The organism is Pseudomonas glycinis (assembly GCF_054871425.1).
Genome location: NZ_JBTYHF010000006.1, coordinates 84,446 through 108,984 on the forward strand (window position 1 = coordinate 84,446; position 24,539 = coordinate 108,984).

The 24,539-nt window shown below is 61.1% G+C and carries 18 protein-coding genes; 15 read left to right on the forward strand and 3 right to left on the reverse strand.

Translation table 11 applies throughout. The annotated features are described in order from the left end of the window. The first annotated feature begins 45 nt into the window (after positions 1–45). The 3 genes from ACYSTU_RS15570 (at position 46) to ACYSTU_RS15580 (ending at position 4,063) form a co-directional block, all read left to right on the forward strand. Positions 46–492, forward strand: a complete 447-nt coding sequence (locus ACYSTU_RS15570) for an Hsp20 family protein (RefSeq protein ID WP_016773925.1) — start codon at positions 46–48, stop codon at positions 490–492. A gap of 188 nt (positions 493–680) precedes the next feature. Then, positions 681–1,376, forward strand: a complete 696-nt coding sequence (locus ACYSTU_RS15575) for a DUF1266 domain-containing protein (protein WP_016773926.1) — start codon at positions 681–683, stop codon at positions 1,374–1,376. Continuing rightward, the gene (locus ACYSTU_RS15580) at positions 1,373–4,063 is read left to right on the forward strand and encodes a DUF805 domain-containing protein (protein ID WP_498999879.1); all 2,691 of its coding nucleotides are present in this window, start codon (positions 1,373–1,375) and stop codon (positions 4,061–4,063) included. The genes ACYSTU_RS15575 and ACYSTU_RS15580 overlap by 4 nt, the downstream gene beginning before the upstream one ends. On the opposite strand, the gene ACYSTU_RS15585 is transcribed toward ACYSTU_RS15580, so the two are convergent. From ACYSTU_RS15585 to ACYSTU_RS15595, 3 genes are all read right to left on the reverse strand, one after another. Beyond that, on the reverse strand, positions 4,060–5,751 hold the full coding sequence (locus ACYSTU_RS15585; RefSeq protein ID WP_498999881.1) for an Hsp70 family protein: 1,692 nt from the start codon (positions 5,749–5,751) through the stop codon (positions 4,060–4,062). The genes ACYSTU_RS15580 and ACYSTU_RS15585 overlap by 4 nt on opposite strands. A 94-nt stretch (positions 5,752–5,845) precedes the next feature. Beyond that, on the reverse strand, positions 5,846–9,124 hold the full coding sequence (locus ACYSTU_RS15590; RefSeq protein WP_024012383.1) for a PAS domain S-box protein: 3,279 nt from the start codon (positions 9,122–9,124) through the stop codon (positions 5,846–5,848). 63 nt (positions 9,125–9,187) lie between these two features. Next, positions 9,188–10,078, reverse strand: coding sequence for a LysR family transcriptional regulator (locus ACYSTU_RS15595; RefSeq protein ID WP_024012384.1), 891 nt, complete (start codon positions 10,076–10,078; stop codon positions 9,188–9,190). Positions 10,079–10,217: 139 nt separating this feature from the next. Here ACYSTU_RS15595 and leuC point away from each other — a divergent pair, with 139 nt between their 5' ends. The 12 genes from leuC to ACYSTU_RS15655 all read left to right on the forward strand — a co-directional run bounded on the left by leuC (position 10,218) and on the right by ACYSTU_RS15655 (position 24,460). Further along, positions 10,218–11,636: a 3-isopropylmalate dehydratase large subunit gene (gene leuC, locus ACYSTU_RS15600; protein ID WP_016773930.1), complete on the forward strand. Its 1,419-nt coding sequence runs from the start codon at positions 10,218–10,220 to the stop codon at positions 11,634–11,636. A gap of 12 nt (positions 11,637–11,648) precedes the next feature. After that, entirely contained in the window at positions 11,649–12,293 is a 645-nt protein-coding gene (leuD, locus tag ACYSTU_RS15605; RefSeq protein WP_024012386.1) for a 3-isopropylmalate dehydratase small subunit, read from the forward strand. A 95-nt stretch (positions 12,294–12,388) separates the two neighbouring features. After that, positions 12,389–13,156, forward strand: a complete 768-nt coding sequence (locus ACYSTU_RS15610) for a class I SAM-dependent methyltransferase (RefSeq protein ID WP_498999882.1) — start codon at positions 12,389–12,391, stop codon at positions 13,154–13,156. 55 nt (positions 13,157–13,211) lie between these two features. Beyond that, positions 13,212–14,294 carry a 3-isopropylmalate dehydrogenase gene (gene leuB / locus ACYSTU_RS15615; RefSeq protein WP_016773933.1) on the forward strand — a complete coding sequence of 361 codons (1,083 nt, stop codon included), beginning with the start codon at positions 13,212–13,214 and terminating at the stop codon, positions 14,292–14,294. Positions 14,295–14,360: 66 nt separating this feature from the next. After that, entirely contained in the window at positions 14,361–15,473 is a 1,113-nt protein-coding gene (asd, locus tag ACYSTU_RS15620; protein WP_016773934.1) for an aspartate-semialdehyde dehydrogenase, read from the forward strand. 247 nt (positions 15,474–15,720) lie between these two features. Next, a complete protein-coding gene (locus tag ACYSTU_RS15625; protein ID WP_207807346.1) occupies positions 15,721–16,731 on the forward strand; it encodes an aspartate-semialdehyde dehydrogenase in 1,011 nt (336 codons plus the stop codon). 209 nt (positions 16,732–16,940) lie between these two features. Beyond that, entirely contained in the window at positions 16,941–19,601 is a 2,661-nt protein-coding gene (locus ACYSTU_RS15630; RefSeq protein WP_498999886.1) for a motility hub landmark protein FimV, read from the forward strand. Between the two features lie 267 nt (positions 19,602–19,868). After that, positions 19,869–20,693, forward strand: a complete 825-nt coding sequence (gene truA / locus ACYSTU_RS15635) for a tRNA pseudouridine(38-40) synthase TruA (protein WP_016773937.1) — start codon at positions 19,869–19,871, stop codon at positions 20,691–20,693. A gap of 64 nt (positions 20,694–20,757) precedes the next feature. After that, positions 20,758–21,390 carry a phosphoribosylanthranilate isomerase gene (locus tag ACYSTU_RS15640; protein WP_425643126.1) on the forward strand — a complete coding sequence of 211 codons (633 nt, stop codon included), beginning with the start codon at positions 20,758–20,760 and terminating at the stop codon, positions 21,388–21,390. Positions 21,391–21,589: 199 nt separating this feature from the next. Further along, a complete protein-coding gene (accD, locus tag ACYSTU_RS15645) occupies positions 21,590–22,510 on the forward strand; it encodes an acetyl-CoA carboxylase, carboxyltransferase subunit beta (RefSeq protein ID WP_498999888.1) in 921 nt (306 codons plus the stop codon). Then, positions 22,507–23,814, forward strand: coding sequence for a bifunctional tetrahydrofolate synthase/dihydrofolate synthase (gene folC, locus ACYSTU_RS15650; RefSeq protein WP_498999889.1), 1,308 nt, complete (start codon positions 22,507–22,509; stop codon positions 23,812–23,814). The genes accD and folC overlap by 4 nt, the downstream gene beginning before the upstream one ends. After that, entirely contained in the window at positions 23,798–24,460 is a 663-nt protein-coding gene (locus ACYSTU_RS15655) for an SPOR domain-containing protein (protein ID WP_498999890.1), read from the forward strand. The genes folC and ACYSTU_RS15655 overlap by 17 nt, the downstream gene beginning before the upstream one ends. Positions 24,461–24,539 lie beyond the last annotated feature (79 nt).

Sequence of the window (24,539 nt, forward strand, 5' to 3'; positions counted from 1 at the left end):
GCGGAGACACAAAACCTTGCTGATTGTTTTCAGGAGATTTGAATCATGAGTACTGCATTTTCTCTCGCGCCACTGTTCCGTTCCTCGGTAGGTTTCGACCGTTTCAACGACCTGTTCGAAACCGCCCTGCGCAACGAGCCAGGCAGCAGCTACCCACCCTACAACGTCGAAAAACACGGTGATGACCAATACCGTATCGTCGTTGCGGCCGCCGGTTTCCAGGAAGAAGACCTGGACCTGCAAGTCGAGAAGGGTGTGCTGACCATCAGTGGCGGCAAGCGTGACACTGACGAGAGCGTCACGTTCTTGCATCAAGGCATCGCCCAGCGAGCCTTCAAGCTGTCGTTCCGTCTGGCCGATCACATCGAGATCAAGGACGCTGCCCTGCGCAACGGCCTGCTGAGCATCGACCTGCTCCGTGTGATCCCGGAAGAAGCGAAAGCCAAGCGCATCCCGATCAATGGAGCGCAGCAGCCGGCGTTGCAGCATTGATTCATGTGCTGACACACAATCGCCCGAACCGGCGATAAGCCGCTGAACGAAAGGCCCCGATACGTCGGGGCCTTTTTTGTGCGCGCAGTCAAAGCGATGCAGGGTTTGCCGCTGTTGGCGGGGCTCTTTACAATCGGCGCAGTTTTGCCGGCCCCCATTTCCCAGCGGTCGGCCTGGAGCCTTTTTTCATGGACGAGATTCAACAGCGCTGGCTGTGCGCGTTGTCCGCACCAATGGCCGCGCTCAACACCGGCGCCGGGTATGACGACCCGGCGTTCTGCAACGATCGTTACATCAACCTCAAGGAAAGTTGGGGTATCGATGATCGGCAACAGTTGTTCGACATGCTCGGATGGATGACCGACGACGGCCATGCCAAACACCTCAGTGCGGCCTATCTGGCGTGGCAGCGATGCCTGCCGAGTGAATGGCAGTCGTTGCTCAATGAGCTGAGCCCGCGCGAGCGCGTCCTGCATGAATTTGCCAGCCGTACCTTCGGCAGCTGTGGTCCCGGCGGCATCTTGTCCTGGGATTACGGCCGGATGGGCTTTCTGTTGCGCTGCGCCGTACGTAATCAATGGATCGATCTGGCCGAGAGCAACTGGTTGCACAGTCGTCTGGCGTTGAGGGCGCAGTTTCATTACGGCAGCTGGATGGCTTACTTCAACGGCTTTCTGGTGGGACGAACCTTTTGGTGCTGCATGAGTAAAAGCGATGATGAACTGGCGGTCGAGATGAGTCGTGAGGGCACCAGCGCTTTCAACACCAGGATTGCCCGAGGTCTTGCGCAAAACATTCCACACTTTCTCGCTGATCTGCCTTGGCACATGGATATTGATCCGCCGTCTCGTCCGGCATCGCTTGGGGAGTTCGACTGGTCATGAGTTGCTGGATTCGACTGGGCATTGAACCGACTACTGACGAAACTCTGATTCGCAGCGCCTATCGCGCCCGTTTGCCGGCGCACCATCCGGAAACCGATCCGGAAGGTTTTCAAGCGCTACGCATGGCCTACGAGAGTGCCCTGCGTCTGGCCCGTGAAGAGGAGGAAGAGGCTGGAGACGAGATCGACGCTGCACAAGCCGATGTCGTTCGGGCGCCTCAAGCTTTTCTGGATTTCTGTGCGCTGCTGGATGATCCCGCGCGACGCTTCAACTACGCGGCATGGCAGGCATTTGTCCGGACGCTGGATGCCTTGTCACTGGAGGTTTTCGATGACCTCAACTGGGGCTTGTACCACCGACTGTCCGGCGCCGGTCCGTTGTCCTACCGTTGTGCGAATCTGTTGGCGCAACGCATGGCCTGGGACCAGCAATTGCTCGATCTGGCATTCGACGATGCGCAAGCGGTAGAAGGCTTTTTGCAGCGCATCAAGACGCCCGACCCGTTCGACACGGATCTGATGAGCGCCTGGTCAGAGCCGGCACAGACCGAGTCGCTGTGGTATGCCCGTAGCCTCGATTTCATCTTTACTCAGCGTCCGCTTCACGAGTTCGCCGAGTTCGCCAGTCGGCATACGTGCTTGCCGTTGCCCAACGATGCCGCGTACCTCAAGCGGTTGCTGGTGCAGTTCACCCAAGCGGGGATGGGCGCGCCGACGTTCCTGCAGTGCTGTGCCGAACAGCACGATGCCGCGCCGGATAACGTCGACTGGCTGTACCTGCTGGCGTGTCAGTACAGTCTGTTGGGGCACGACGATCAAGCGTTTCCATGCTGGATTCGGCTCTGGAGCGAACATCGCCATCCCGCGGCAGAGAGTCGCTTGCTGGAGCTGTGTGCCAAGCGTCAGCCGACCTTTCTGCCGTTGCTGATTCAGGCGTTCGATCGTCTGGAGGACTGCGCCGTTTGGCCGGACGAACTGGGTGCTGAGTGCCAAGTGTATGGCAGTCCGTCACAACGGCCCGAGACCTTGACCCGTTGGTTGGGTGTCGGACGGCTCAAGCTTGATGCACTGGCGCAAAGCTTTGTTGATTGGCGCATGGCGGGCGACGAGTTGCCATTGCTCGCGCAGTTGATCGGCGAAAACCACGACAGCCGTTTGCTGCGTCTGTACCGGCACGCCTGGGCGCTGCATCGTGGTGATTCGGCCTTGTTGCAGCAGATTGTCGACGAACCGCTGCCGGTGGACGCGCTGGAATGCCTGGTTTTGAGCGGCCTGAAGTATCAGGCCAGGCAACATCTGCATTGGCTGGCCAAGGCTCCTGTCGCGCAGGCCATGAGCGCTTTCACTGACTCGCAAACACTTTCACCGCAATTGCCGCCCGCGTTATCCGAAGGCGCGCTGCACAAGGTTTGTCGTCTGTGGTTGCAGCGCTTGCGGCCCTATAGCGACACGGCGCTTGCACGCATTGCCGACGCGTTCGAGCTGAGTGCGGTCAAAGACGGCAATGACCTGTCGCAACTCGATCTCATGCTCCAGTTGAGTCGGCGCGTGACAGGTTTGCCGCCGATCGGGTTGGGAACGGCGATCTGGGATTGGCACGCTCAAACCGTGTTTTTGCTGGCATTGCTGGAACAACCCGAGCGCTGGTTGCAATTGATTGATGCGCAGTGTCTGGAGCGTTTGCCGTTCAATCCTGCGCATCCTTTGAGCCGACTGCAGCCGCTATTGCGGCGCTTGCTGCGTGAGCAGGGCAATTGCGCCGGTTTGCTCGGCTGGCTGCAGGGTGACGATCCTGTGCACGGTTTGCTGGTGCAACAGTTGTTCAGTGTCGAGCAGGCTCTCGACAGCGCCAGGCTGCCCGCCAATACCCTGCTTTACACCTGCGTCGAAAGTGACCGTGCGGCGTGCGGCGATGATCTGCTGGGCTTGTTGATGTTCTGGGGCGTGCTCTACCACGATCCAGGCCTGAGCGCCGAGCAGCACCGGGCGTTGTTGCAGTCGATTGAAGCGGTCAGTTGCGAGGATGACTGGTTCGAAGGCTTTCGCGACGGTCTGATCAAGGGCGAACCGGTGTGGCCACCGCGCAAGGTGTTGACGGATTTCGGTGTCGACAAACTATTGGCCTATGAGGCGCTGGATGCGCTCAAAAGCTTGATTCGCTACGGCGCTGCCGGTGTGCCGAAAACGCGAGTATTGCGACAACTGCAGCAGGGTAAGGATGACGTGCAGAACAGCGTCGGTTTGCGCTTGGCACTGTGCGCGTTGCTGTCGTGGTCGGAGCGGTTGCTGTTAGCCAACAGTGATGTCCAGCCAGTACCAGCGAAAGCGTTCTGGCGCCCCGGATCACGGCTGGGGCGCAAGGCTTTTATCGCTCAGGTCCTGGGATGCGTAGTGATAACCCCAATAGCCGGGCTGATAACTGGCACGACGATTGGCGGGATGCTCATCTTTTTGCTTGGCGTGCTGCTGTTGTTCGCGGCAGTTGTACGGCGGTTGCACGATATGGGCCGGGGCATACCGACACTGCTGATATTTCTTGGATTGTCGCCGTTTCTGCCATTCCTGCCGCTGGTGTTGTTCGGCTTTCCGGGAGACAAACTGCCTAACCGCTATGGCGTGCCGCCGGACAGTGGGGCAGATATGTTGTCCGGCGGGTTGCAGGCTGCTTTACGGCAACTGAACGGTTAAAGACGCATCTGGTCCAGCGCATCATTCAGCGCTGAGCGGTGGCTGGCGATTTCGCTGGCTTGCTGGCCGGCAAGCACGGTGTTGAAGGTGTCCATCCACTCGGCAATGCGCGCACGCTCGTCGCCCAGAGTTTGCATCCATGCTCGCTCCAGTCGTGCGAGCAGGGTGCGGTTGGGCAGGGCGTCGCGAGGGTGGACTTTGAGCGTCGCGAGCCGGGCATGGCTGTCTCTGCGCGCCTGTTCATCCAGTCCGGTCGGGCTGCGGTCGATGCTGTGGCCGTAACGTTCGCCGGTTTCCAGAAGCGTGACGTCTACTTCCAGCAGGCCGTTGATGTCATAACTGAAACGCACATCGAGGCTCTGCAGCTGCTCACTAGGGGTGAACTGGATGTCGAAAGAATCGATGAAAATATTGTCGCGTACCCACGGGCGTTCCCCTTGGTAAACCGCGATACGGATTTCAGTCTGTTGCGCAAACGTCGTCGAGTAACGCTGCACCCGTGACGTTGGAATCACCGTGTTACGTTCGATGATCGGCGAGAACGCGCCACTGACGTCTTCGCCACGATTGGTCGAAATCCCCAGCGTATACGGACAGACATCGGTCAGAATCAATTCCTCGACCGCGCCGTCCCGCGCCTTGCATGCCGCCTGCGTCGCTGCGCCCAGAGCCACGATGGTGTCCGGATCAAGATGCCGATAAGGCAGGCGTCCAAACAACGTGGCGACCATTTGCTGTACCGCCTGCATGCGCGTGGCGCCGCCGACCAGCACCAGGCTGTCGAGGTCGCGCGGTTTCAGTCGGGCATCGCGCAGAGCCTGTTCGATTGGCGCGCGCAAGCGGGCCAGCAACGGCTCCCAGATTTTCACCGCAGCGGCTTCATCCAGTTCCCATTCGAATGTCTGCTCGGCATACCGCCAGCTCAAGTGCTGCGCGCCTTCGCCGAGTTTGCATTTCAGCTGTTCCAGGGCATCACCGAGGCTGGCCATGGCTTGTGCATCGATCGTTGAGGGGGTGAGTTGCCAGTGTTTCAGGCAGGCCTGCAACAGGGCGGCGGTGAAGTCTTCGCCGCCGAGAAAGTTGTCGCCAGTGGAGGCGTGCACTTCGATCAGCGGCAATGCGTATTCGAGCACGGTGACGTCGAACGTGCCGCCGCCGAGATCGAATATCAGCGTGCGTTCGAACTTCTGTTCGTGCAGGCCGTACGCCATGGCGGCAGCGGTCGGTTCATTGATCAGGCGCGTCACGGACAGCCCGGCCAGTTCGGCGGCGAACAAGGTGCGCTTGCGCTGCTCGTCACTGAAATATGCCGGTACGGAAATGACCGCTTCTGTGACCGCCTGGCCGAGAAAGGCTTCCGCGTCCTGCTTGAGTGAGCCAAGTACCAGCGCCGACAACTCTTCCGGGCTGAACTGGCGAGAGCCGAGCTGGATTTGCCTGTCGCTGCCCATGAAGCGCTTGAACGCGGCGGCAGTGCGTTCCGGGTGCGTGGTCAGGCGGGCGCGGGCGGCTTTGCCGACCAGAATCGTGTCGTCTTCATCAAGGCTGACCACCGACGGTGTCAGCACATCGCCGAGGGCGTTGCGGATCAGTTCGGCGCGGCCTTCACGCCAGACGGCGATCAGGCTGTTGGTGGTGCCAAGGTCGATGCCCAGCAGGGCCGGGCGGGGAAGGGATGCATCCTGCATGGTTGATCTCGAAGCGGCGCAAAAAACGCGACCCTACAGGCTGACGCAAACCGTGGCAATTGTTGCTCTGTTGCCAGTCTGTGCGACCGCCGATTCAGGGCAGCAGTTTTTTCAGATCCTCCAACCCCACCGGCCGGCTGTGCAGATAACCCTGATACAAATGGCATTCCAGTCCCTGCAAAAACGCCAGCTGTGCTGGCGTCTCCACGCCTTCGGCAATCACTTCCAATTCCAAGCTGCGCGCCATCGCGACAATTGCGCGAATGATCTCGGCAACATTGGAATCGGTGGTCGCATCGCGGATAAACGACTGGTCGATCTTCAGGGTGTCTACCGGAAGGCGCTTCAAATAAGTCAGCGACGAATAACCGGTGCCGAAGTCGTCCATGGCGAAGCTCACGCCGAGCTTTTTCAGACGACGCATTTTGCTGATGGTGTCTTCCAGATTCTGGATGACGATGCCTTCGGTGATTTCCAGTTTCAGCAGCGAGCAGGGCAGGCCGTGGCTGGTCATGCTGTGTTCGATGCGTTCGACGAAATCGTTCTGGCGGAACTGCCGGGGGCTGATGTTCACGCACAGGCTGAAGTTGAGCGGGTCGACCAGTTTCAACGCGATCAGTTGTTTGAAGGCGTTGCAGGCTTCATCGAGGATCCACGTGCCGACTTCGAGAATCAGGCCACTGTCTTCCAGTACCTTGATGAACTCGGTGGGAGATTGCGCGCCGAGTTCGGGATGGTTCCAGCGCACCAGGGCTTCGGCGCCAATGATGCGGTTGTCGCGGGCATCGACCTGTGGCTGAAAGTGCACGTTGAACTCGCCGCGCGACAGCGCCAGGCGCAGGTCGGTCTCCATGCGCAGGCGCTCGCTGGCCGCTTTCTGCATGGTGTTGTGATACATCTGCGTGGTGTTGCGCCCGGAATCCTTGGCCCGGTACAGGGCGATGTCGGCGCGTTTGAGCAGGTCGGTCGGGGTCGAACCGTGATCGGGAATCAGCGCCACGCCAATGCTCGGCGTCACTTGCAGGCGCTGGCCATCGAGGAACATCGGCTCCGAAAGCAATTCGCGAATGGTGTCGGCCAGCGCGCGCACTTGTTCGCTGACTTCACTGCGCGAACCTTCGAGGCCGCTGAGCAACACCACGAACTCATCGCCACCGAGGCGCGCCACCGTGTCTTCCATGCGCACGCTGGCTTCGAGCCGCGCGGTGATGATTTTCAGCACGGTGTCGCCGACCGGGTGGCCGAGAGAATCGTTGATGTGCTTGAAGTGATCGAGGTCGAGAAACAGCAAGGCGCCACGCAGATTGTGGCGCTTGAGCAGGGCGATCTGCTGACTCAGGCGATCCATCAGCAAGGCGCGGTTGGGCAGGTTGGTCAGCGGGTCGTGATAGGCCAGGTGACGAATCTGCGCTTCGGCGTTCTTCAACAAGCTAACGTCGCGCGCGGTCAGCAGCAGGCACGCGGTTTCATTGAGCGTGATCGGCTCGACCGAGACTTCCACCGTGAGCAATTCGCCGCGCTTGTTGCGCCCGAGCATTTCCTGATGATGCACGCGGCCCTTGATCTGCAACTCGGCGAGTAAGGTCGAGCGCTGTTTCTCTTCGGCCCAGATCCCCACCTGATAAACGGTTTTGCCCACCACTTCGTCGGCGCGGTAGCCGGTGAGGCGACAGAAGCCATCGTTGACCTCAAGATAACGCCCGGTGTCGCGCTCGGTGATGGTGATGGCGTCGGGGCTGGAGTGAAACGCCTTGGCGAATTTTTCTTCGCTGGCCTTCAGCGCCGCTTCCGAGCGTTGTTGCTGGGTGATGTCGCGCAGGGTGGTGACGATGCACGGCTGGTCGCCGACGCTGATCTGCCGGCTGGAAATCACGCAGGTCAGCGACTGGCCGTCCTTGTGCTGGACGAGAATGGCCACGTTGCTCAGGCCTTGTTCGCGAATCACCCGTTCGATGCGTTGCAGGCTTTTCGCCGAGGCGTCCCACAGGCCGATTTCCTCGGCGGTGTGGCCAATCACATCGGCGGCGCTCCAGCCAAAGGTCTGGCTGAAGCTGGAATTGATCTCGATGAATTCCCCGGTTTCCTGGCGCGTGACGCAGATCGGATCGGGGCTGACCTGAAACAGCGTGGCGAATTTCTCTTCTGAAGCCACCAGACGCTGTTCGCGCTCGACCTGATCGGTGATGTCCAGCAACGTACCGGCCATGCGCAGCGGTGCGCCGTTGTCGTCGCGATAGAGACGCGCGCGGCTTTCCAGATAGCGCGAGCTGCCGTCGGGCAATTGCACGCGATAGGTCAGTTGATAATTGCCGGCGGGGCCTTCGCGCAGGCTGCGGTACGCGTCGCGCATGCTGTCGCGTTCCTCGCCCGGCACGCCTTCGAAAAACTCCTCGAATGATTCATGGAATGGAATCGGCTCCAGCCCGTGCAATTGCGCAGCGCGCGCCGAGCCGTAAAGCATGCCGCTGGGGATGTGCCAGTCCCAGGTGCCGAGTTGCGCCGAATCCAGCGCCAGGTCGAGGCGTTCCTGGCTGTCCTTCAAGGCCAGTTCGGCGGCTTTGCGTTCGGTGGTGTCGAGAAACGTGCTGAGCAGATAGGGCTGGCCTTCGAGCTCGACCTTCTGCGCGCTGAGGATGCCGTCGTGCACCTGGCCATTGCTGGCGCGGAACTGCACTTCCATGCTGATCAGCTCGCCCTTGGCTTTGGTTTTTTTCACCAGTTCGGCGCGTTGCTCGGGGTGCACCCACAAGCCCAGTTCCAGGGTGGTGCGGCCGATTGCGCTTTGCACCGGCCAGCCGAACAGGCTTTCGAAATACTGGTTGGCCTCGCTGATCAGACCGTCATCCTGACGGGTCAGCAGAACCATGTTCGGGCACAGGTGGAATAGTGTAGCGAAACGTTTCTCCGAGCTGCTCAAGGCCTGCTCGCGCTGGCGCTGGTGGGTGATTTCGCGAATCACCCCGATCATTCGGGGCCGGCCGTTCTTGTCTGGCAGCAGGCTGCCGCTGATCTCCAGCCAGTGCAGGCTGCCGTCGGGCCAGCGGATGCGGTGATGCATCGCCTGCTCCAGCGGCGCGCCGGCGATCACCGCGTGGAAGGCGCGCACGGTTTTCGCGCGGTCCTCCGGCGGCAACAGGTCGAGATATTCCAAATCGGCGGGCAACGGCTGCCGTGGATCGAAACCGAACAACGCCTGGGTGCCCCGCGACCAGCTGATCTGCCCACGCTCGATGTCCCAATACCAGGCACCGAGCCGCGCGCCGTTGAGCGCGGCGAGCAATTGCGGCGCGCTTTCCCAGCTCTGCTCGGAATGGCGCGGATCGACGGCCTGGATTCGCGGCATCGGCGGAGTTCGGTCAACAGATTTCGGCATTGTCAGCGGGCCTTGAGCTGAGTGGCGTTAGGCACAGGAGCGGCTCTATAGGAGTAGCACAAGTCAGGCCGGGATCCCTGGCCGATCGATTTGTGCATCCAGCAGGGCCATGAAGGCGCGTGCTGCATTCGATAGCGTCCGTTCGGTGTGCAAGATATAGCCTAGCTGGCGAGTGAGCTGTATGCCCGGCAATGCGATGCTTGCCACTTGTTCGTCGAGCATGGTGCGCGGTAGCACGCTCCAGGCCAGGCCAATGGAGACCATCATCTTGATGGTTTCCAGGTAGTTGGTGCTCATGGCGATGTTCGGCGTCAGGCCCTGGGCTTCGAACAAACGCTGGACGATGTGGTGGGTAAAGGTGTTGCCGCCGGGGAAAACCGCCGGATGGCCGGCGATGTCCGCCAGACTGACGGCACCGTTGTTGATCAGCGAATGCTCCGGGGCGACGACGAAATCCAGCGGGTCGTCCCACACCGGCGTGGCTTTGACCAAGGTATGCGGCTCTGGCGCGAGGGTGATGACCGCCAATTCTGCGCGGCCGTGGAGAATTTCCTCGTAGGCCACTTCCGAATCAAGAAACTGAATATCCAGCGCAACCTGTGGGTAGCGGCGGGTGAACTCCCTTAATAGAGGCGGCAAGCGGTGCAGGCCGATGTGGTGACTGGTGGCCAGCGTCAGGCGACCGCTGACCTCGCCGGTCAGGTTGGTCAGGGCGCGGCGGGTGTCGTCGAGCACGTTGAGAATCTGATAAGCCCGTGGCAGCAGGGCGCGACCGGCCTCGGTCAGGCCGACTTCGCGGCCCAAGCGGTCGAACAGGCGCACCTTCAATTGCTGCTCAAGACCGGCGATGCGCTTGCTGATCGCCGGTTGGGTCAGATGAAGGCGTTCGCCGGCGCCGGAGAAGCTGCCGGTCTCGGCGATGGCAATAAAAGCGTTGAGGTTAGCCAAGTCCATGTCGCATTCCAGTTGGTTATCCAAAGCATAAAAAATATGAATTTGAGTTATTTAATCTAACCCCATAGGATCGGCCTCACAAGCCAAAGGGTTATTGATAAGCCCAGGGCATAGAAACAAGCTGATGAGGAACCGTCTGATGGCCGGCAAAACGCTCTACGACAAGCTCTGGGATTCGCATTTGGTCAAGCAGCGCGACGATGGCTCGGCGCTGATCTACATCGATCGTCACATCATTCACGAAGTGACTTCGCCGCAAGCCTTCGAAGGCCTGCGTCTGGCCGGACGCAAGCCTTGGCGCATCGATGCCAACATTGCGACCCCGGACCACAACGTACCGACCACCCCGGAGCGCAAGGGCGGCATCGAAGCCATTGCCGATCAGGTTTCGCGTTTGCAGGTGCAGACCCTCGACGACAACTGCGATGAATACGGCATCGTCGAATTCAAGATGAACGACGTGCGTCAGGGCATCGTTCACGTGATCAGTCCGGAGCAGGGCGCGACCTTGCCGGGCATGACCGTGGTCTGCGGTGACTCGCACACCTCGACCCACGGCGCATTCGGTGCGTTGGCCCACGGCATCGGCACCTCCGAGGTCGAGCACGTGCTCGCCACACAGTGCCTGGTGGCCAAGAAAATGAAAAACATGCTGGTGCGCGTCGAAGGTCAATTGCCGTTCGGCGTGACCGCCAAGGACATCGTCCTTGCGGTGATCGGCAAGATCGGCACCGCCGGCGGTAACGGCCACGCCATCGAATTTGCCGGCAGCGCGATCCGCGATCTGTCCGTTGAAGGCCGCATGACCATCTGCAACATGTCCATCGAAGCCGGCGCCCGCGTCGGCCTGGTGGCGGCGGATCAGAAGACCATCGACTACGTCAAAGGTCGTCCATTCGCGCCGAAAGGCGAGCAGTGGGACATGGCCGTCGAAGCCTGGAAAGACCTGGTCTCCGACGCCGATGCCAAATTCGACACCGTGGTCGAGCTCGACGCCGCGCAAATCAAGCCGCAAGTCAGCTGGGGCACTTCGCCTGAGATGGTTTTGGCTGTTGATCAGAACGTGCCGGACCCGGCCAAGGAAATGGATCTGGTCAAGCGCGACTCGATCGTCCGCGCCTTGAAATACATGGGTTTGACCGCCAATCAGGCGATCACCGACATTCAGCTTGATCGCGTGTTCATCGGTTCCTGCACCAACTCGCGCATCGAAGACTTGCGCGCCGCTGCGGTGATCGCCAAGGGCCGCAAGGTGGCCTCGACCATCAAGCAGGCGATCGTCGTGCCGGGCTCGGGTCTGGTCAAGGCGCAGGCCGAAGCCGAAGGGCTGGACAAGATTTTCCTTGAGGCCGGTTTCGAATGGCGCGAGCCAGGTTGCTCGATGTGCCTGGCGATGAACCCGGACCGTTTGGAGTCCGGCGAGCATTGCGCCTCGACTTCCAACCGTAACTTCGAAGGCCGTCAGGGCGCCGGTGGCCGTACCCACCTGGTCAGCCCGGCCATGGCTGCCGCAGCAGCAGTGAACGGCCGTTTCATCGACGTTCGTGAATTGATCTAAAAGGAGCGCAGCATGAAAGCTTTTACCCAGCACACTGGTCTTGTCGCGCCTCTGGATCGTGCCAACGTCGACACCGATCAGATCATTCCCAAGCAGTTCTTGAAGTCGATCAAGCGCACCGGTTTCGGTCCGAACCTGTTCGACGAGTGGCGTTATCTGGATGTCGGCCAGCCGTACCAGGACAACTCCAAGCGCCCGTTGAACAAGGATTTCGTCCTCAACGCCGAGCGTTATCAGGGTGCCAGCGTATTGCTCGCCCGCGAGAACTTCGGCTGCGGATCGAGCCGTGAACACGCGCCGTGGGCGCTGGAAGAGTACGGTTTCCGCAGCATCATCGCGCCGAGTTACGCCGACATCTTCTTCAACAACAGTTTCAAGAACGGCCTGCTGCCGATCATTCTCAGCGATGCAGAAGTTGATGAACTGTTTAAGCAGGTTGAAGCCGAGCCGGGTTATCAATTGCAGATCGACTTGCAAGCGCAGACCGTGACCCGCCCGGATGGCAAGGTCTACAGCTTCGAGATCGACGCGTTCCGCAAGCACTGCCTGCTCAACGGTCTGGACGATATCGGCCTGACCTTGCAGGACGGCGATGCGATTGCGACGTTCGAAGCCAAGCATCGGGTTAGTCAGCCGTGGTTGTTTCGCGACGCCTGATTCGAGATTGATGTAGTCAGGGCGGGCCTCTTCGCGAGCAGGCTCGCTCCCACAGGGAATGTATTTCAAATAACACTGCTTACAGGATGTGATCCATGACCAGCACCGCCCAGCACACCCAGGTCGTCCAGAAGCAATTCGGCGAACAGGCCGCCGCTTACCTGAGCAGCGCGGTTCACGCCCAAGGCAGTGAATTCGCACTGCTACAAGCTGAACTGGCCGGGCAGGGCAGTGCGCGGGTGCTGGATCTGGGTTGCGGCGCCGGTCACGTCAGCTTTCATGTGGCACCGCTGGTCAGGGAAGTGGTGGCTTACGACCTGTCGCAGCAAATGCTTGATGTGGTTGCCGGCGCTGCCGTCGATCGCGGCTTGAGCAACATCATTACCGCCAACGGTGCTGCCGAGCGCTTGCGGTTCGCCGATGGCGAGTTCGATTTTGTGTTCAGCCGCTATTCGGCGCATCACTGGAGCGACCTCGGTCAGGCCTTGCGTGAAGTGCGTCGGGTGCTGAAGCCGGGCGGGGTGGCGGCGTTCGTTGATGTGTTGTCACCTGGCAGTGCGTTGTTCGACACTTACCTGCAAAGCGTTGAGGTGTTGCGCGACACCAGCCACGTGCGCGACTACTCCGCCGCCGAGTGGCTGCGCCAGGTCAGCGAAGCCAGTCTGCATGTGCGCAGTACTACCCGTCAGCGCCTGCGTCTGGAGTACAGCAGTTGGGTCGAGCGCATGCGCACACCTGACGTGATGCGCGCGGCGATCCGCCAGTTGCAGCAGTCGATGGGCAACGAAGTGCGTGATTATTTTGAGATAGATGCCGACGGCTCGTTCAGTACCGATGTGATCGTGCTGATGGCCGAGCGATAAGAATTTTTCCCGGCGCGCCGTTCAGTGGCGCACCGCTTGAAGACACGAGGAAAGCATGAGCAAGCAGATTCTGATTCTCCCGGGTGATGGTATCGGTCCGGAAATCATGGCCGAAGCGGTCAAGGTGCTGGAATTGGCCAATGACAAGTACAGCCTGGGCTTCGAGCTGAGCCACGACGTGATCGGTGGCGCGGCCATCGACAAGCACGGCGTGCCGCTGGCCGACGAAACCCTTGATCGTGCACGGGCTGCCGACGCCGTGCTGCTGGGCGCTGTCGGTGGGCCGAAATGGGACACCATCGAGCGTGACATCCGCCCTGAGCGCGGTCTGCTGAAAATTCGTGCGCAACTGGGCCTGTTCGGCAACCTGCGCCCGGCGATCCTCTATCCGCAACTGGCCGACGCGTCGAGCCTGAAGCCGGAAATCGTTGCCGGTCTGGACATCCTCATCGTCCGTGAGCTGACCGGCGGCATTTACTTCGGCGCGCCGCGTGGCACCCGTACGCTGGACAATGGCGAGCGTCAGTCCTACGACACCCTGCCGTACAGCGAAAGCGAAATTCGCCGCATCGCCCGTGTCGGTTTCGACATGGCCATGGTTCGTGGCAAGAAGCTCTGCTCGGTGGACAAGGCCAACGTCCTGGCATCCAGTCAGTTGTGGCGTGAAGTGGTCGAGCAGGTGGCCAAGGATTACCCGGAAGTCGAACTGAGCCACATGTACGTCGACAACGCCGCCATGCAGTTGGTGCGCGCACCCAAGCAGTTCGACGTGATCGTCACCGACAACATGTTCGGCGACATCCTCTCCGACGAAGCGTCGATGCTCACCGGTTCGATCGGCATGCTGCCGTCGGCCTCGCTGGACTCCAACAACAAGGGCATGTACGAGCCGTGCCACGGTTCGGCGCCGGACATCGCTGGCAAAGGCATTGCCAACCCGCTGGCGACGATCCTGTCGGTGTCGATGATGCTGCGTTACAGCTTCAATCTGCACGACGCTGCCGATGCCATCGAAAAAGCTGTCAGTGTGGTGCTCGATCAGGGCTTGCGCACCGGTGACATCCACTCGGCCGGTTGTACCAAAGTCGGTACGCAGGAAATGGGCGACGCAGTAGTCGCCGCGCTGCGGAATCTGTAATCTCTCGGGCCCGCTGCGAAATTCAATACAAAGCAGCGGCCCACTTTTCAAGAAGGTGTAGTTGCGATGAAACGTGTAGGTCTGATCGGTTGGCGCGGGATGGTCGGTTCCGTGCTCATGCAGCGGATGCTGGAAGAGCAGGATTTCGATCTTATCGAGCCGGTGTTTTTCACCACGTCCAATGTCGGTGGCCAAGGCCCGTCCGTGGGCAAGGACATTGCTCCGCTCAAGGACGCTTACAGCATTGACGAGCTGAAGACCCTCGACGTGATCCTGACCTGCCAGGGCGGCGACTACACCAGCGAAGTGTTCCCCAAGCTGCGTGAAGCCGGCTGGCAGGGCTACTGGATCGACGCGGCGTCGAGCCTGCGCATGAACGATGACGCGGTGATCATTCTCGACCCGGTCAACCGCAAGGTCATCGACCAGCAACTGGACGCGGGCACCAAGAACTACATCGGCGGCAACTGCACCGTCAGCCTGATGCTGATGGGTCTGGGCGGTCTGTTCGAGGCCGGTCTGGTCGAGTGGATGAGCGCCATGACCTATCAGGCGGCTTCCGGTGCCGGCGCGCAGAACATGCGTGAACTGATCAAGCAGATGGGCGCGACCCACGCCGCTGTCGCCGATCAACTGGCCGACCCGGCCAGCGCGATCCTCGACATCGACCGTCGCGTGGCCGAGGCCATGCGCAGTGACGCGTACCCGACCGAAAACTTCGGTGTACCGCTGGCCGGCAGCCTGATCCCGTGGATCGACAAGGAACTGCCGAACGGCCAGAGCCGCGAAGAGTGGAAGGCCCAGGCCGAGACCAACAAGATCCTCGGTCGCTTCAAGAGCCCGATCCCGGTCGACGGCATCTGCGTGCGCATCGGCGCCATGCGCTGCCACAGCCAGGCGCTGACCATCAAGCTGAACAAAGACGTACCGATCGCCGATATCGAAGGGCTGATCAGCCAGCACAACCCGTGGGTCAAGCTGGTACCGAACAACCGCGAGATCAGCATGCAGGAGCTGAGCCCGACCAAGGTCACCGGCACCCTGAATGTACCGGTCGGTCGTCTGCGCAAGCTGAACATGGGGTCGCAATTCGTCGGCGCCTTCACCGTCGGCGACCAACTGCTGTGGGGCGCGGCCGAACCGCTGCGTCGCATGCTGCGAATCCTGCTGGAGCGTTGATCGCTTGAAGCAATGAAAGAGCCCGTGCCTTGTGAGAGGTGCGGGTTTTTTTATGCGCAATGATCGTTCCCATGCTCCGCGTGGGAATGCATCCCGGGACGCTCTGCGTCCCTTCCAAAGCAGAATGCGGAGCGTCCGTTGAGACATTCCCACGCAGAGCGTCGGAACGATCGGTACGGGCAGAAATTGCCTGTGCGCCACCCACCCGGTAAAGTGCCGCTCCCCCCGTTTTGCCAGAGGTAGTTCCATGACCCAGACTTTCGATATCGCCGTTATCGGCGCCACCGGTACTGTCGGCGAAACCCTCGTACAGATTCTCGAAGAGCGCGACTTTCCGGTCGGCAATCTGCACCTGCTGGCCAGCAGCGAATCGGCCGGCAGCTCGGTACTGTTCCGCAACAAAAACGTCCGCGTGCGCGAGGTCGACGAGTTCGATTTCAGCAAGGTCAGACTGGTGTTCTTCGCCGCTGGCGCTGCGGTGTCGCTGAGCTACGCCGCTCGCGCCCATGCTGCCGGTTGCTCGTTGATCGACCTGTCTGGCGCCTTGCCTGCCGATCAGGCGCCACAAGTGGTGCCCGAGGCCAATGCCGATATTCTCGCCAGTCTGAAAAGCCCGTTCCAGGTCAGCAGCCCAAGCCCGTCGGCCACTACGCTTGCCGTGGTGCTGGCGCCGTTGCTCGATCTGCTCGATCTGCAATACGTCAACGTCACCGCCAACCTGGCCGTTTCCGCGCAAGGCCGCGAGGCGGTCACCGAGCTCGCGCGGCAGACCGCCGAGCTGCTCAACATGCGTCCCCTGGAACCGACGTTCTTCGACCGGCAGATGGCGTTCAACCTGCTGGCGCAAGTCGGTGCGCCTGATGCGCAAGGCCATACGCTGCTGGAAAAGCGTCTGGTACGCGAGTTGCGTCAGGTCCTGGCAAAACCTTTATTGAAGATTTCTGCCACTTGCGTTCAAGCCCCGGTGTTTTTTGGCGATAGCTTTAGCGTGACCTTGCAGTCAGGCAGCGCTGTTGACCTGGAAAAGATCAACGCCGCGCTCGAGGCAGCACCGGGCATTGAGCTGGTCGAGGCTGGCGATTATCCGACCGCGGTCGGCGATGCGGTGGGGCAGGACGTGGTCTATGTCGGCCGCGTGCGCAGTGGTGTCGACGACCCGGCGGAACTAAATCTTTGGCTGACGTCAGATAACGTACGCAAAGGCGCGGCGCTCAATGCCGTGCAACTGGCTGAGTTGTTGATAAAAGACCTGCTGTAAAAGATACTTGGCAACAATTTGTCGACTGATTCTAGGTGAGCGCTATGCTTGCCCGAAGCGCGTCGATGACGAGTCACCCTCCGGGACTTTCCGGGGCAGCACCGAAATGATCGCGCGCGGCGACCCCCGTCGTCGCGTGCAATGCCTTACGGCAGCGGTATTCAAAAGCTTCTCGCTGGCCGAGGAACGTTCAAACAAAGGATGAGGCTATGGTTCAAGTTCGCAAACTGGTGTTAGCAATAGCGGCCGCCTCGGCGCTGTCCTCCGGTATGGCGCATGCCCTCGGGCTCGGGGAGCTGACCCTGAAGTCGACCCTGAACCAGCCGCTGGTGGCTGAAATCGAGCTGCTCGACGTCAAGGATCTCACCGCCGCCGAGGTGGTGCCGAGCCTGGCTTCCCCTGAAGACTTCGCCAAGGCTGGCGTCGATCGGCAGGCCTTTCTTAATGATCTGACGTTCACCCCGGTACTCAACGCCAGCGGCAAAAGCGTGTTGCGCGTGACCTCGAGCCAACCGCTGTCGGAACCGATGGTGAAGTTCCTCGTGCAGGTGATGTGGCCCAATGGCCGCCTGCTGCGTGATTACAGCGTGCTGCTCGATCCGTCGAAGTTCTCGCCGCAGACCGCTGACGCCGCCGCGCAACCGGCGCCGTCGCAGACCATCACCGCGCCAACCACTGGCGCGACCCATCGCAATCAGTACACCACCACGCCGCGCGACACCCTGTGGGAAATCGCCGCGAAGGCGCGCAACGGTGGCTCGGTGCAGCAGACCATGCTGGCGATTCAGGCGCTCAATCCGAATGCCTTTATCGACGGCAACATCAACCGTCTGAAAACCGGCCAGGTGCTGCGTCTGCCCGATCCGGTACAAAGCACGGCGCTGCCGCAATCGGCGGCCATCGCTGAAGTGGCGGCGCAGAACGAAGCCTGGCGTCAGGGCCGTCGTTACACGGCCAAGCCTGGCACCGGTCAGCAGCAGCTGGATGCGACCAATCGTGGTCGTGGCAATGCTGGTGCAGCGGCCAACACACAGGACAATCTGAGCCTGGTCTCGGCGGAAAGCGCCAAGCCCGGTGCGAAAGGCCCGGCGGGCGACGCCAAGGCGCTGAGCAACAAACTGGCGATCACCCAGGAAAACCTCGACACGACCCGTCGTGACAACGAGGAACTGAAAAGCCGCATGGCTGATCTGCAGAGCCAACTGGACAAGCTGCAAAAGCTGATCGAGCTGAAGAACAATCAACTGGCGAAGATGCAGGCCGACGGCGCCGGCGCTGCGCCTGGCGCCACTGCTGCTGTGCCGCCGGTGCCGGCGATCACTGCCGAACTGGCCGCAACACCGCCAGCCACTCCGGCCGACGCCGCAGCGGCTTCACCGACTCCAGAGTCGGCCATCGCGCCGCCAGCGGAAACCCCGGTTGAGCCAGTCGTCGAGCCGGTGGTCGAAACTACGCCGCCTGCTGCCGCCGATGACGACAAAGCCTTCAATGAACTGCTGACCAATCCGATCCTGCTCGGCCTGATCGGCGGCGGTGCGGTGGTTCTGCTGCTTCTGCTGTTGCTGCTGGCGCGCCGTCGCAAAGCCCAGCAGGAAGCTGAAAAGCACCTGCGCATGGCCCGCGCTCTGGCTGAAGAGCAAGAATTTTCCGCTGAGCAGGAACTGCCGGAAAGCAGCTTCTCTGGTCTCGAAACCCCAGCGGCCAGCGTCAAACTCAATACGCCAGCTCCGGCACCTGCGCCAGCCCCTGCACCGGTCGTCACTCCGGTGGTGATGGCTGCGCCGATTGCCGCACCACTGGTGGCCCCGGCCGGCGAACGCTCTGATGACGTGCTCGACAAAGCGCAGTCGCACATCAATGCCGGTCGCCTCAATCAAGCCGCCGCGCTGCTGGAAGAGGGCGTCAGCCTTGAGCCGGAACGCAGCGATCTGCGCCTGAAGCTGATGGAAGTCTACGGCCAGCAGGGTGATCGCGATGCGTTCGTTGCGCAAGAGCGTCAACTGGTGGCTAATGGCGATAACTTCGCCAAGGTCGAAGCACTGAAAAGCCGCTTCCCGGCCATGGCCGTGGTTGCTGCCGGTGGGCTGGCGGCTGCCGCCGTCGCTGCCGAGCTGGACGCACAGTACGTCAAGGAACTGCTGCAAGACGAGCCGCAAGCGCCCGAGACCGCCGCTGACGACCTCGACACCGCATTCGATTTGAGTCTGGACGACCTCGACAACATCACCCCGGTCGATCCTGCGCCAGCGGTCGAGCCAGAAGCGCCTGTCGAGCTCGACGCGTTTCCGGCCGAAGACGATCTGAGCTTCGCTTCGGTGCTGCAAGAGCAGACCGAGATGAAAGACAATCTCGACGATCTGTCGGACTTCGATCTGGATATGGATCTCGGCGCCGAACCATCGCCGGCCACGTTGGCTGAAGATGACTTCCTGCTGGATCTGGACGACGGCGTGAAGGACTTGCCGCCGGTCGAGACGCCGGTTGTCGCTGACGTGCCGCAGGACGATCTGGAGCTGCCAGCCGATTTCGACCTGTCGCTGGCGGACGAAATGGACAGCAAACCGGCTGCTGAGCCGGATGCCTTCGCGGCCGAGCTGGACGACGTCAATGCCGAGCTGGATCGCCTGTCGCAAAGCATGGCCGAGCCGAGCTTCACCGAAGCGGACGCGGCGATGGGTGACGATCTGGGCGAAGACGATTTCGACTTCCTCGCTGGCACCGACGAAGCGGCGACCAAACTCGATCTGGCCCAGGCCTACATCGACATGGGCGACGCCGACGGTGCCCGTGACATCCTCAACGAAGTGTTGACCGAGGGTGACGAGAAGCAGCGGGGAGAGGCCAAGGAAATGCTTTCCAACCTGGCGTAAGTTCAGCGGTAAACAACAAGCGGCAGCCCGGTGGGGCTGCCGTTTTTGTTTGCGCCGGATTCGGGGGTGTCTGATCGATTGCTTTCGCGAGCAGGCTCGCTCCCACAGGGGGATGCATTGCAAATGTGGGAGCGAGCCTGCTCGCGAAGGCGGCGGTACTGCCGATAGAGAACTCTGGCATCCCCGGCCCACCGCCTTATAATGCCCGCCTTTGCAAAATCAGCAGGCTGTACCACCTTGGCAAACATAGATAACCCGGTCGCCGAAATGGCGCCCGACGGCTTTTACCGCGTCGCGCTGGGCGTTGAGTACAAAGGCTCGCGCTACAGCGGCTGGCAGCGTCAGTTGACCGGTGTGGCGACGGTGCAGGAAGAGCTTGAAAAAGCTCTGTCGAAAGTCGCCAATTCACCGGTTTCCCTGCAATGCGCCGGGCGTACCGACGCCGGCGTGCATGCCTGCGGCCAAGTGGTGCACTTTGATACCCAGGTTGATCGCTCGCTGAAAGCCTGGGTCATGGGCGCCAACATTAATCTGCCCCACGACATCAGCGTCAGTTGGGCCAGGGTCATGCCTGCACATTTTCATGCTCGGTTCAAAGCCATTGCCCGGCGTTATCGCTATGTGATCTACAACGATCAGATCCGCCCGGCGCACCTCAACGAAGAAATCACCTGGAATCACCGCCCGCTCGACGCCGAGCGCATGGCCGAGGCCGCGCAGTACCTGATCGGTACCCACGATTTCAGCGCGTTCCGGGCCGGTCAGTGCCAGGCCAAGTCGCCGATCAAAAAGATGCATCACCTGCGCGTGACCCGACACGGCAAGATGATCGTGCTCGACATTCGTGCCAACGCGTTCCTGCATCACATGGTGCGCAATATTGCCGGTGTGCTGATGACCATCGGTGCCGGGGAGCGCCCGGTGGAGTGGATGAAAGAAGTGCTGGAGAGTCGCGAGCGCCGCTCCGGCGGGGTGACGGCGCATCCATATGGGCTCTATCTGGTGCAGGTCGAGTACCACGACGAATTCCCGTTACCCGAGCGCTTTATCGGGCCACATTTCCTTACGGGTTTCTCCGAACTTGACGGCTGACGCCCTCGGACGCTTTTGTTACCATCCGGGACGTTTTCGGATTTTGCCTTGAGGTTTTCCTGACATGTCAGCTGTTCGCAGCAAGATCTGCGGCATTACCCGCATCGAAGATGCGCTGGCCGCCGTCGAAGCCGGCGCCGATGCGATCGGTCTGGTGTTTTACGCCAAGAGCCCACGTGCAGTGAATGTGCAGCAGGCAAGGGCGATCATCAAGGCGTTGCCGCCGTTCGTCACCACCGTGGGGCTGTTCGTCAATGCCAGTCGGTGCGAGCTGGGAGAAATCCTCGATGCGGTGCCGCTTGATCTGCTGCAATTCCATGGCGACGAAAGCGCGCAGGAGTGCGAAGGCTGGGATCGTCCGTACATCAAGGCGCTGCGGGTCAAGGCTGGCGATGACATTGCCGCTGCCTGCGATGCCTTCCCCGGCGCCAGTGGCGTACTGCTCGACACGTATGTCGAAGGGGTGCCTGGCGGAACCGGCGAGGCGTTTGACTGGTCACTGATTCCGCAACACCTGAGCAAGCCGCTGATTCTGGCCGGTGGCCTGACGCCGGAGAACGTTGCTGATGCGGTAGCGCGGGTCAAGCCCTACGCGGTGGATGTCAGCGGCGGGGTAGAAGCGAGCAAAGGCATCAAGGATCACCACAAGATTCGCGCATTCATCAACGCGGTGCGCGGCAATACATTGTCGATGTGACGGCTGGCAGTCTGCCGCCGTCCATCAATGCACTTGCACAAAGCAGGCGCGGCTGAGGGTTGCTGAATCGTACGCAGGTCATGTTCCGCGCTGACCGCGACTGTTCATCAACCATCGCCACACACATGAATTTAGCTCAAGGGCATACGCGGGGCTGCGAACCAGAGCGTTCGGGCCGCCGGTACTGGAGAAAGAAAGCATGAGCAACTGGTTAGTAGACAAACTGATCCCTTCGATCATGCGCTCGGAGGTCAAGAAGAGCTCGGTGCCTGAAGGTCTGTGGCACAAATGCCCATCCTGCGAGGCGGTGTTGTACCGTCCGGAACTGGAAAAGACCCTGGACGTTTGCCCCAAGTGCAACCACCACATGCGCATCGGCGCACGTGCGCGCATCGACATCTTCCTCGATCCGGAAGGCCGCAACGAACTGGGTGCTGACCTGGAGCCGGTTGACCGTCTGAAATTCCGCGATGGCAAGAAGTACAAGGACCGCCTGGTTGCTGCGCAGAAGCAGACCGGCGAAAAAGATGCGCTGATCTCGGTCAGCGGTACCCTGCTGGGCATGCCGGTAGTGGTTTCGGCATTCGAATTCAACTTCATGGGCGGTTCCATGGGCGCCATCGTCGGTGAGCGCTTCGTTCGCGCTGCCAACTACGCACTGGAAAACCGCTGCCCGATGATCTGCTTCGCCGCTTCCGGTGGCGCGCGCATGCAGGAAGCGCTGATCTCGCTGATGCAGATGGCCAAGACCTCGGCCGTGCTGGCGCGCCTGCGTGAAGAGGGCATTCCGTTCATCTCCGTACTGACCGACCCGGTCTACGGCGGCGTTTCCGCCAGTCTGGCGATGCTCGGTGACGTCATCGTTGGCGAACCGAAAGCCCTGATCGGCTTCGCCGGTCCGCGGGTAATCGAGCAGACCGTGCGCGAGAAACTGCCGGACGGCTTCCAGCGCAGTGAGTTCCTGCTGGAGCACGGCGCCATCGACATGATCATTCACCGTCAGGAACTGCGCCCACGTCTGGGTAACCTGCTGGCACAAATGACTGGCAAGCCGACGCCGAAATTCGTCGCCGCGCCGATCGAGCCGATCGTGGTGCCGCCGGTGCCTGCCAACGTATGACCCAGCGCACCCTTGGTGAATGGCTCGCCTACCTCGAGCAGTTGCATCCGTCGGCCATCGACATGGGCCTGGAGCGTTCGCAACAGGTAGCGTCCCGCATGGGGCTGGGCCAGCCGGCGCCTCGGGTGATCACGGTCACCGGCACCAACGGCAAGGGTTCGACCTGCGCGTTCGTGGCTTCTTTGCTGCGTGCGCAGGGCCTTAGCGTTGGCGTCTACAATTCTCCGCATCTGCTGCGTTACAACGAGCGGGTGCAACTCAATGGCGTCGAAGCCACTGACGTCCAGCTGTGCGAAGCCTTTGCTGCGGTCGAGGCGGGCCGCGGCGAGACTTCCCTGACTTACTTCGAAATGGGCACTCTGGCAGCGCTCTGGCTGTTCCAGCAGGCCGCGCTTGATGCTGTGGTGCTTGAAGTGGGTCTGGGCGGGCGTCTGGACACGGTCAATGTGGTCGATGCCGACATCGCGCTGGTCACCAGCATTGGTGTCGATCACGCCGATTATCTGGGCGACACCCGCGAATCCGTAGCCTTCGAGAAGGCCGGAATCTTCCGCCAGGGCAAGCCTGCTCTGTGTGGCGACCTGAATCCTCCGCAACCGCTGCTCGACAAGGCGCGTGAACTGGCTTGCCCGTTCTTCCTGCGTGGACGCGATTTCGATCTCGGCATCACTGACCAACACTGGCAATGGCGCGGCACCGATGTCCAAGGCCAATCGGTCGAATTGCGCGACCTGCCGCTGCTCGATCTGCCGATGGAAAACGCCGCGCTGGCGCTGCAAGCCTATCTGCTGACAGGTTTGCCGTGGAATGCCGAACAGATAGTCCCTGCATTGCTGGCGACGCGCGTGGTCGGACGCCTCGATCGTCGTTCGTTCGAATGGAACGGCAAGCGCCTGAACCTGTTGCTGGATGTTGGTCACAACCCGCACGCCGCTGAATATCTCGCCCGGCGTCTGGCCGCGCGGCCGCCGGTTGGCAAGCGTCTGGCGGTGTTCGGGTTGCTGGCCGACAAGGATCTCGATGGTGTTGTTGGCGAATTGAATGCTAGTGTCGCGCATTGGGCTGTCGCGCCGCTGGATTCGCCGCGCGTCCGTCCGGTGACTGAGCTTGAGGCAGCGCTGCAGAACCTTGGTGCTTCGGTTACGTCCTATGCCAGCGTTGCGGCCGCTCTGGAAGGGCAGTGCGCTGAGGCAACCAGCGACGACGAGATTCTGTTGTTCGGATCATTTTATTGTGTCGCCGAGGCCCTTGAATGGCTGGCCCGGCGCTCCACGGAGGAAGCGGCAAATGGCTTTGCTGGATAAAGCGTACAAGCAGCGCATGGTTGGCGCGCTGGTGCTGGTGGCGCTGGCGGTGATCTTCCTGCCGATGCTGTTTTCCCGTCAGGATGAGCAGCGTCAGGTGACTGTCGAGGCCCCGGCTGCGCCTCAGCCTTCGGCCATGCCGCAAGTGCAAATGGACCCGGTCGCCGTGCCTGAGCCCCAGGCTTTGCCACAAGAGCCGGTGCCAACGGACGAGGAGGTCGCTGAAGAAGCGGTGCCTGCTGCTCCGGCTGCTGCTCCGGCCGCCCCGGCACCGACCATTCCGGCGCAGATTGCTCGCCCGGCAACGCCGCCACCGGTGGCCAAGCCGATTCCGGCCCCGGCCCAGCCGATCACCTCCGCAACCAGCAAACCTGATGCCACGCAGAGCCGCGTCGATGCCAACGGTCTGTCGGTGAGCTGGTCGGTGCAACTGGCCAGTCTGTCGAGCCGCGCCAGTGCCGAAAGCCTGCAGAAGAACCTGCGCAGCCAGGGTTATAACGCCTACATTCGTTCGGCCGATGGCAAGAATCGGGTGTTCGTCGGTCCGCTGATCGAGCGTGCCGAAGCCGACCGTCTGCGTGATCTGCTGAGCCGTCAACAGAACCTCAAGGGCTTCGTTGTCCGTTTTCAGCCTGAACGTGGCTGAAATCTATCACCTCGATTGAAAAGCACTGACAATCGCAGCTTACCGACAGCCATGCGCTCTGCTAAAATGCGCCGCCTTA

Excerpts from the sequence above, each read along its gene's own strand:
- ACYSTU_RS15570 (WP_016773925.1), top strand. The coding sequence starts at position 46 with ATGAGTACTGCATTTTCTCTCGCGCCACTGTTCCGTTCCTCGGTAGGT.
- ACYSTU_RS15575 (WP_016773926.1), top strand. The coding sequence starts at position 681 with ATGGACGAGATTCAACAGCGCTGGCTGTGCGCGTTGTCCGCACCAATG.
- ACYSTU_RS15580 (WP_498999879.1), top strand. The coding sequence starts at position 1,373 with ATGAGTTGCTGGATTCGACTGGGCATTGAACCGACTACTGACGAAACT.
- ACYSTU_RS15585 (WP_498999881.1), bottom strand. The coding sequence starts at position 5,751 with ATGCAGGATGCATCCCTTCCCCGCCCGGCCCTGCTGGGCATCGACCTT.
- ACYSTU_RS15590 (WP_024012383.1), bottom strand. The coding sequence starts at position 9,124 with ATGCCGAAATCTGTTGACCGAACTCCGCCGATGCCGCGAATCCAGGCC.
- ACYSTU_RS15595 (WP_024012384.1), bottom strand. The coding sequence starts at position 10,078 with ATGGACTTGGCTAACCTCAACGCTTTTATTGCCATCGCCGAGACCGGC.
- leuC (WP_016773930.1), top strand. The coding sequence starts at position 10,218 with ATGGCCGGCAAAACGCTCTACGACAAGCTCTGGGATTCGCATTTGGTC.
- leuD (WP_024012386.1), top strand. The coding sequence starts at position 11,649 with ATGAAAGCTTTTACCCAGCACACTGGTCTTGTCGCGCCTCTGGATCGT.
- ACYSTU_RS15610 (WP_498999882.1), top strand. The coding sequence starts at position 12,389 with ATGACCAGCACCGCCCAGCACACCCAGGTCGTCCAGAAGCAATTCGGC.
- leuB (WP_016773933.1), top strand. The coding sequence starts at position 13,212 with ATGAGCAAGCAGATTCTGATTCTCCCGGGTGATGGTATCGGTCCGGAA.
- asd (WP_016773934.1), top strand. The coding sequence starts at position 14,361 with ATGAAACGTGTAGGTCTGATCGGTTGGCGCGGGATGGTCGGTTCCGTG.
- ACYSTU_RS15625 (WP_207807346.1), top strand. The coding sequence starts at position 15,721 with ATGACCCAGACTTTCGATATCGCCGTTATCGGCGCCACCGGTACTGTC.
- ACYSTU_RS15630 (WP_498999886.1), top strand. The coding sequence starts at position 16,941 with ATGGTTCAAGTTCGCAAACTGGTGTTAGCAATAGCGGCCGCCTCGGCG.
- truA (WP_016773937.1), top strand. The coding sequence starts at position 19,869 with ATGGCGCCCGACGGCTTTTACCGCGTCGCGCTGGGCGTTGAGTACAAA.
- ACYSTU_RS15640 (WP_425643126.1), top strand. The coding sequence starts at position 20,758 with ATGTCAGCTGTTCGCAGCAAGATCTGCGGCATTACCCGCATCGAAGAT.
- accD (WP_498999888.1), top strand. The coding sequence starts at position 21,590 with ATGAGCAACTGGTTAGTAGACAAACTGATCCCTTCGATCATGCGCTCG.
- folC (WP_498999889.1), top strand. The coding sequence starts at position 22,507 with ATGACCCAGCGCACCCTTGGTGAATGGCTCGCCTACCTCGAGCAGTTG.
- ACYSTU_RS15655 (WP_498999890.1), top strand. The coding sequence starts at position 23,798 with ATGGCTTTGCTGGATAAAGCGTACAAGCAGCGCATGGTTGGCGCGCTG.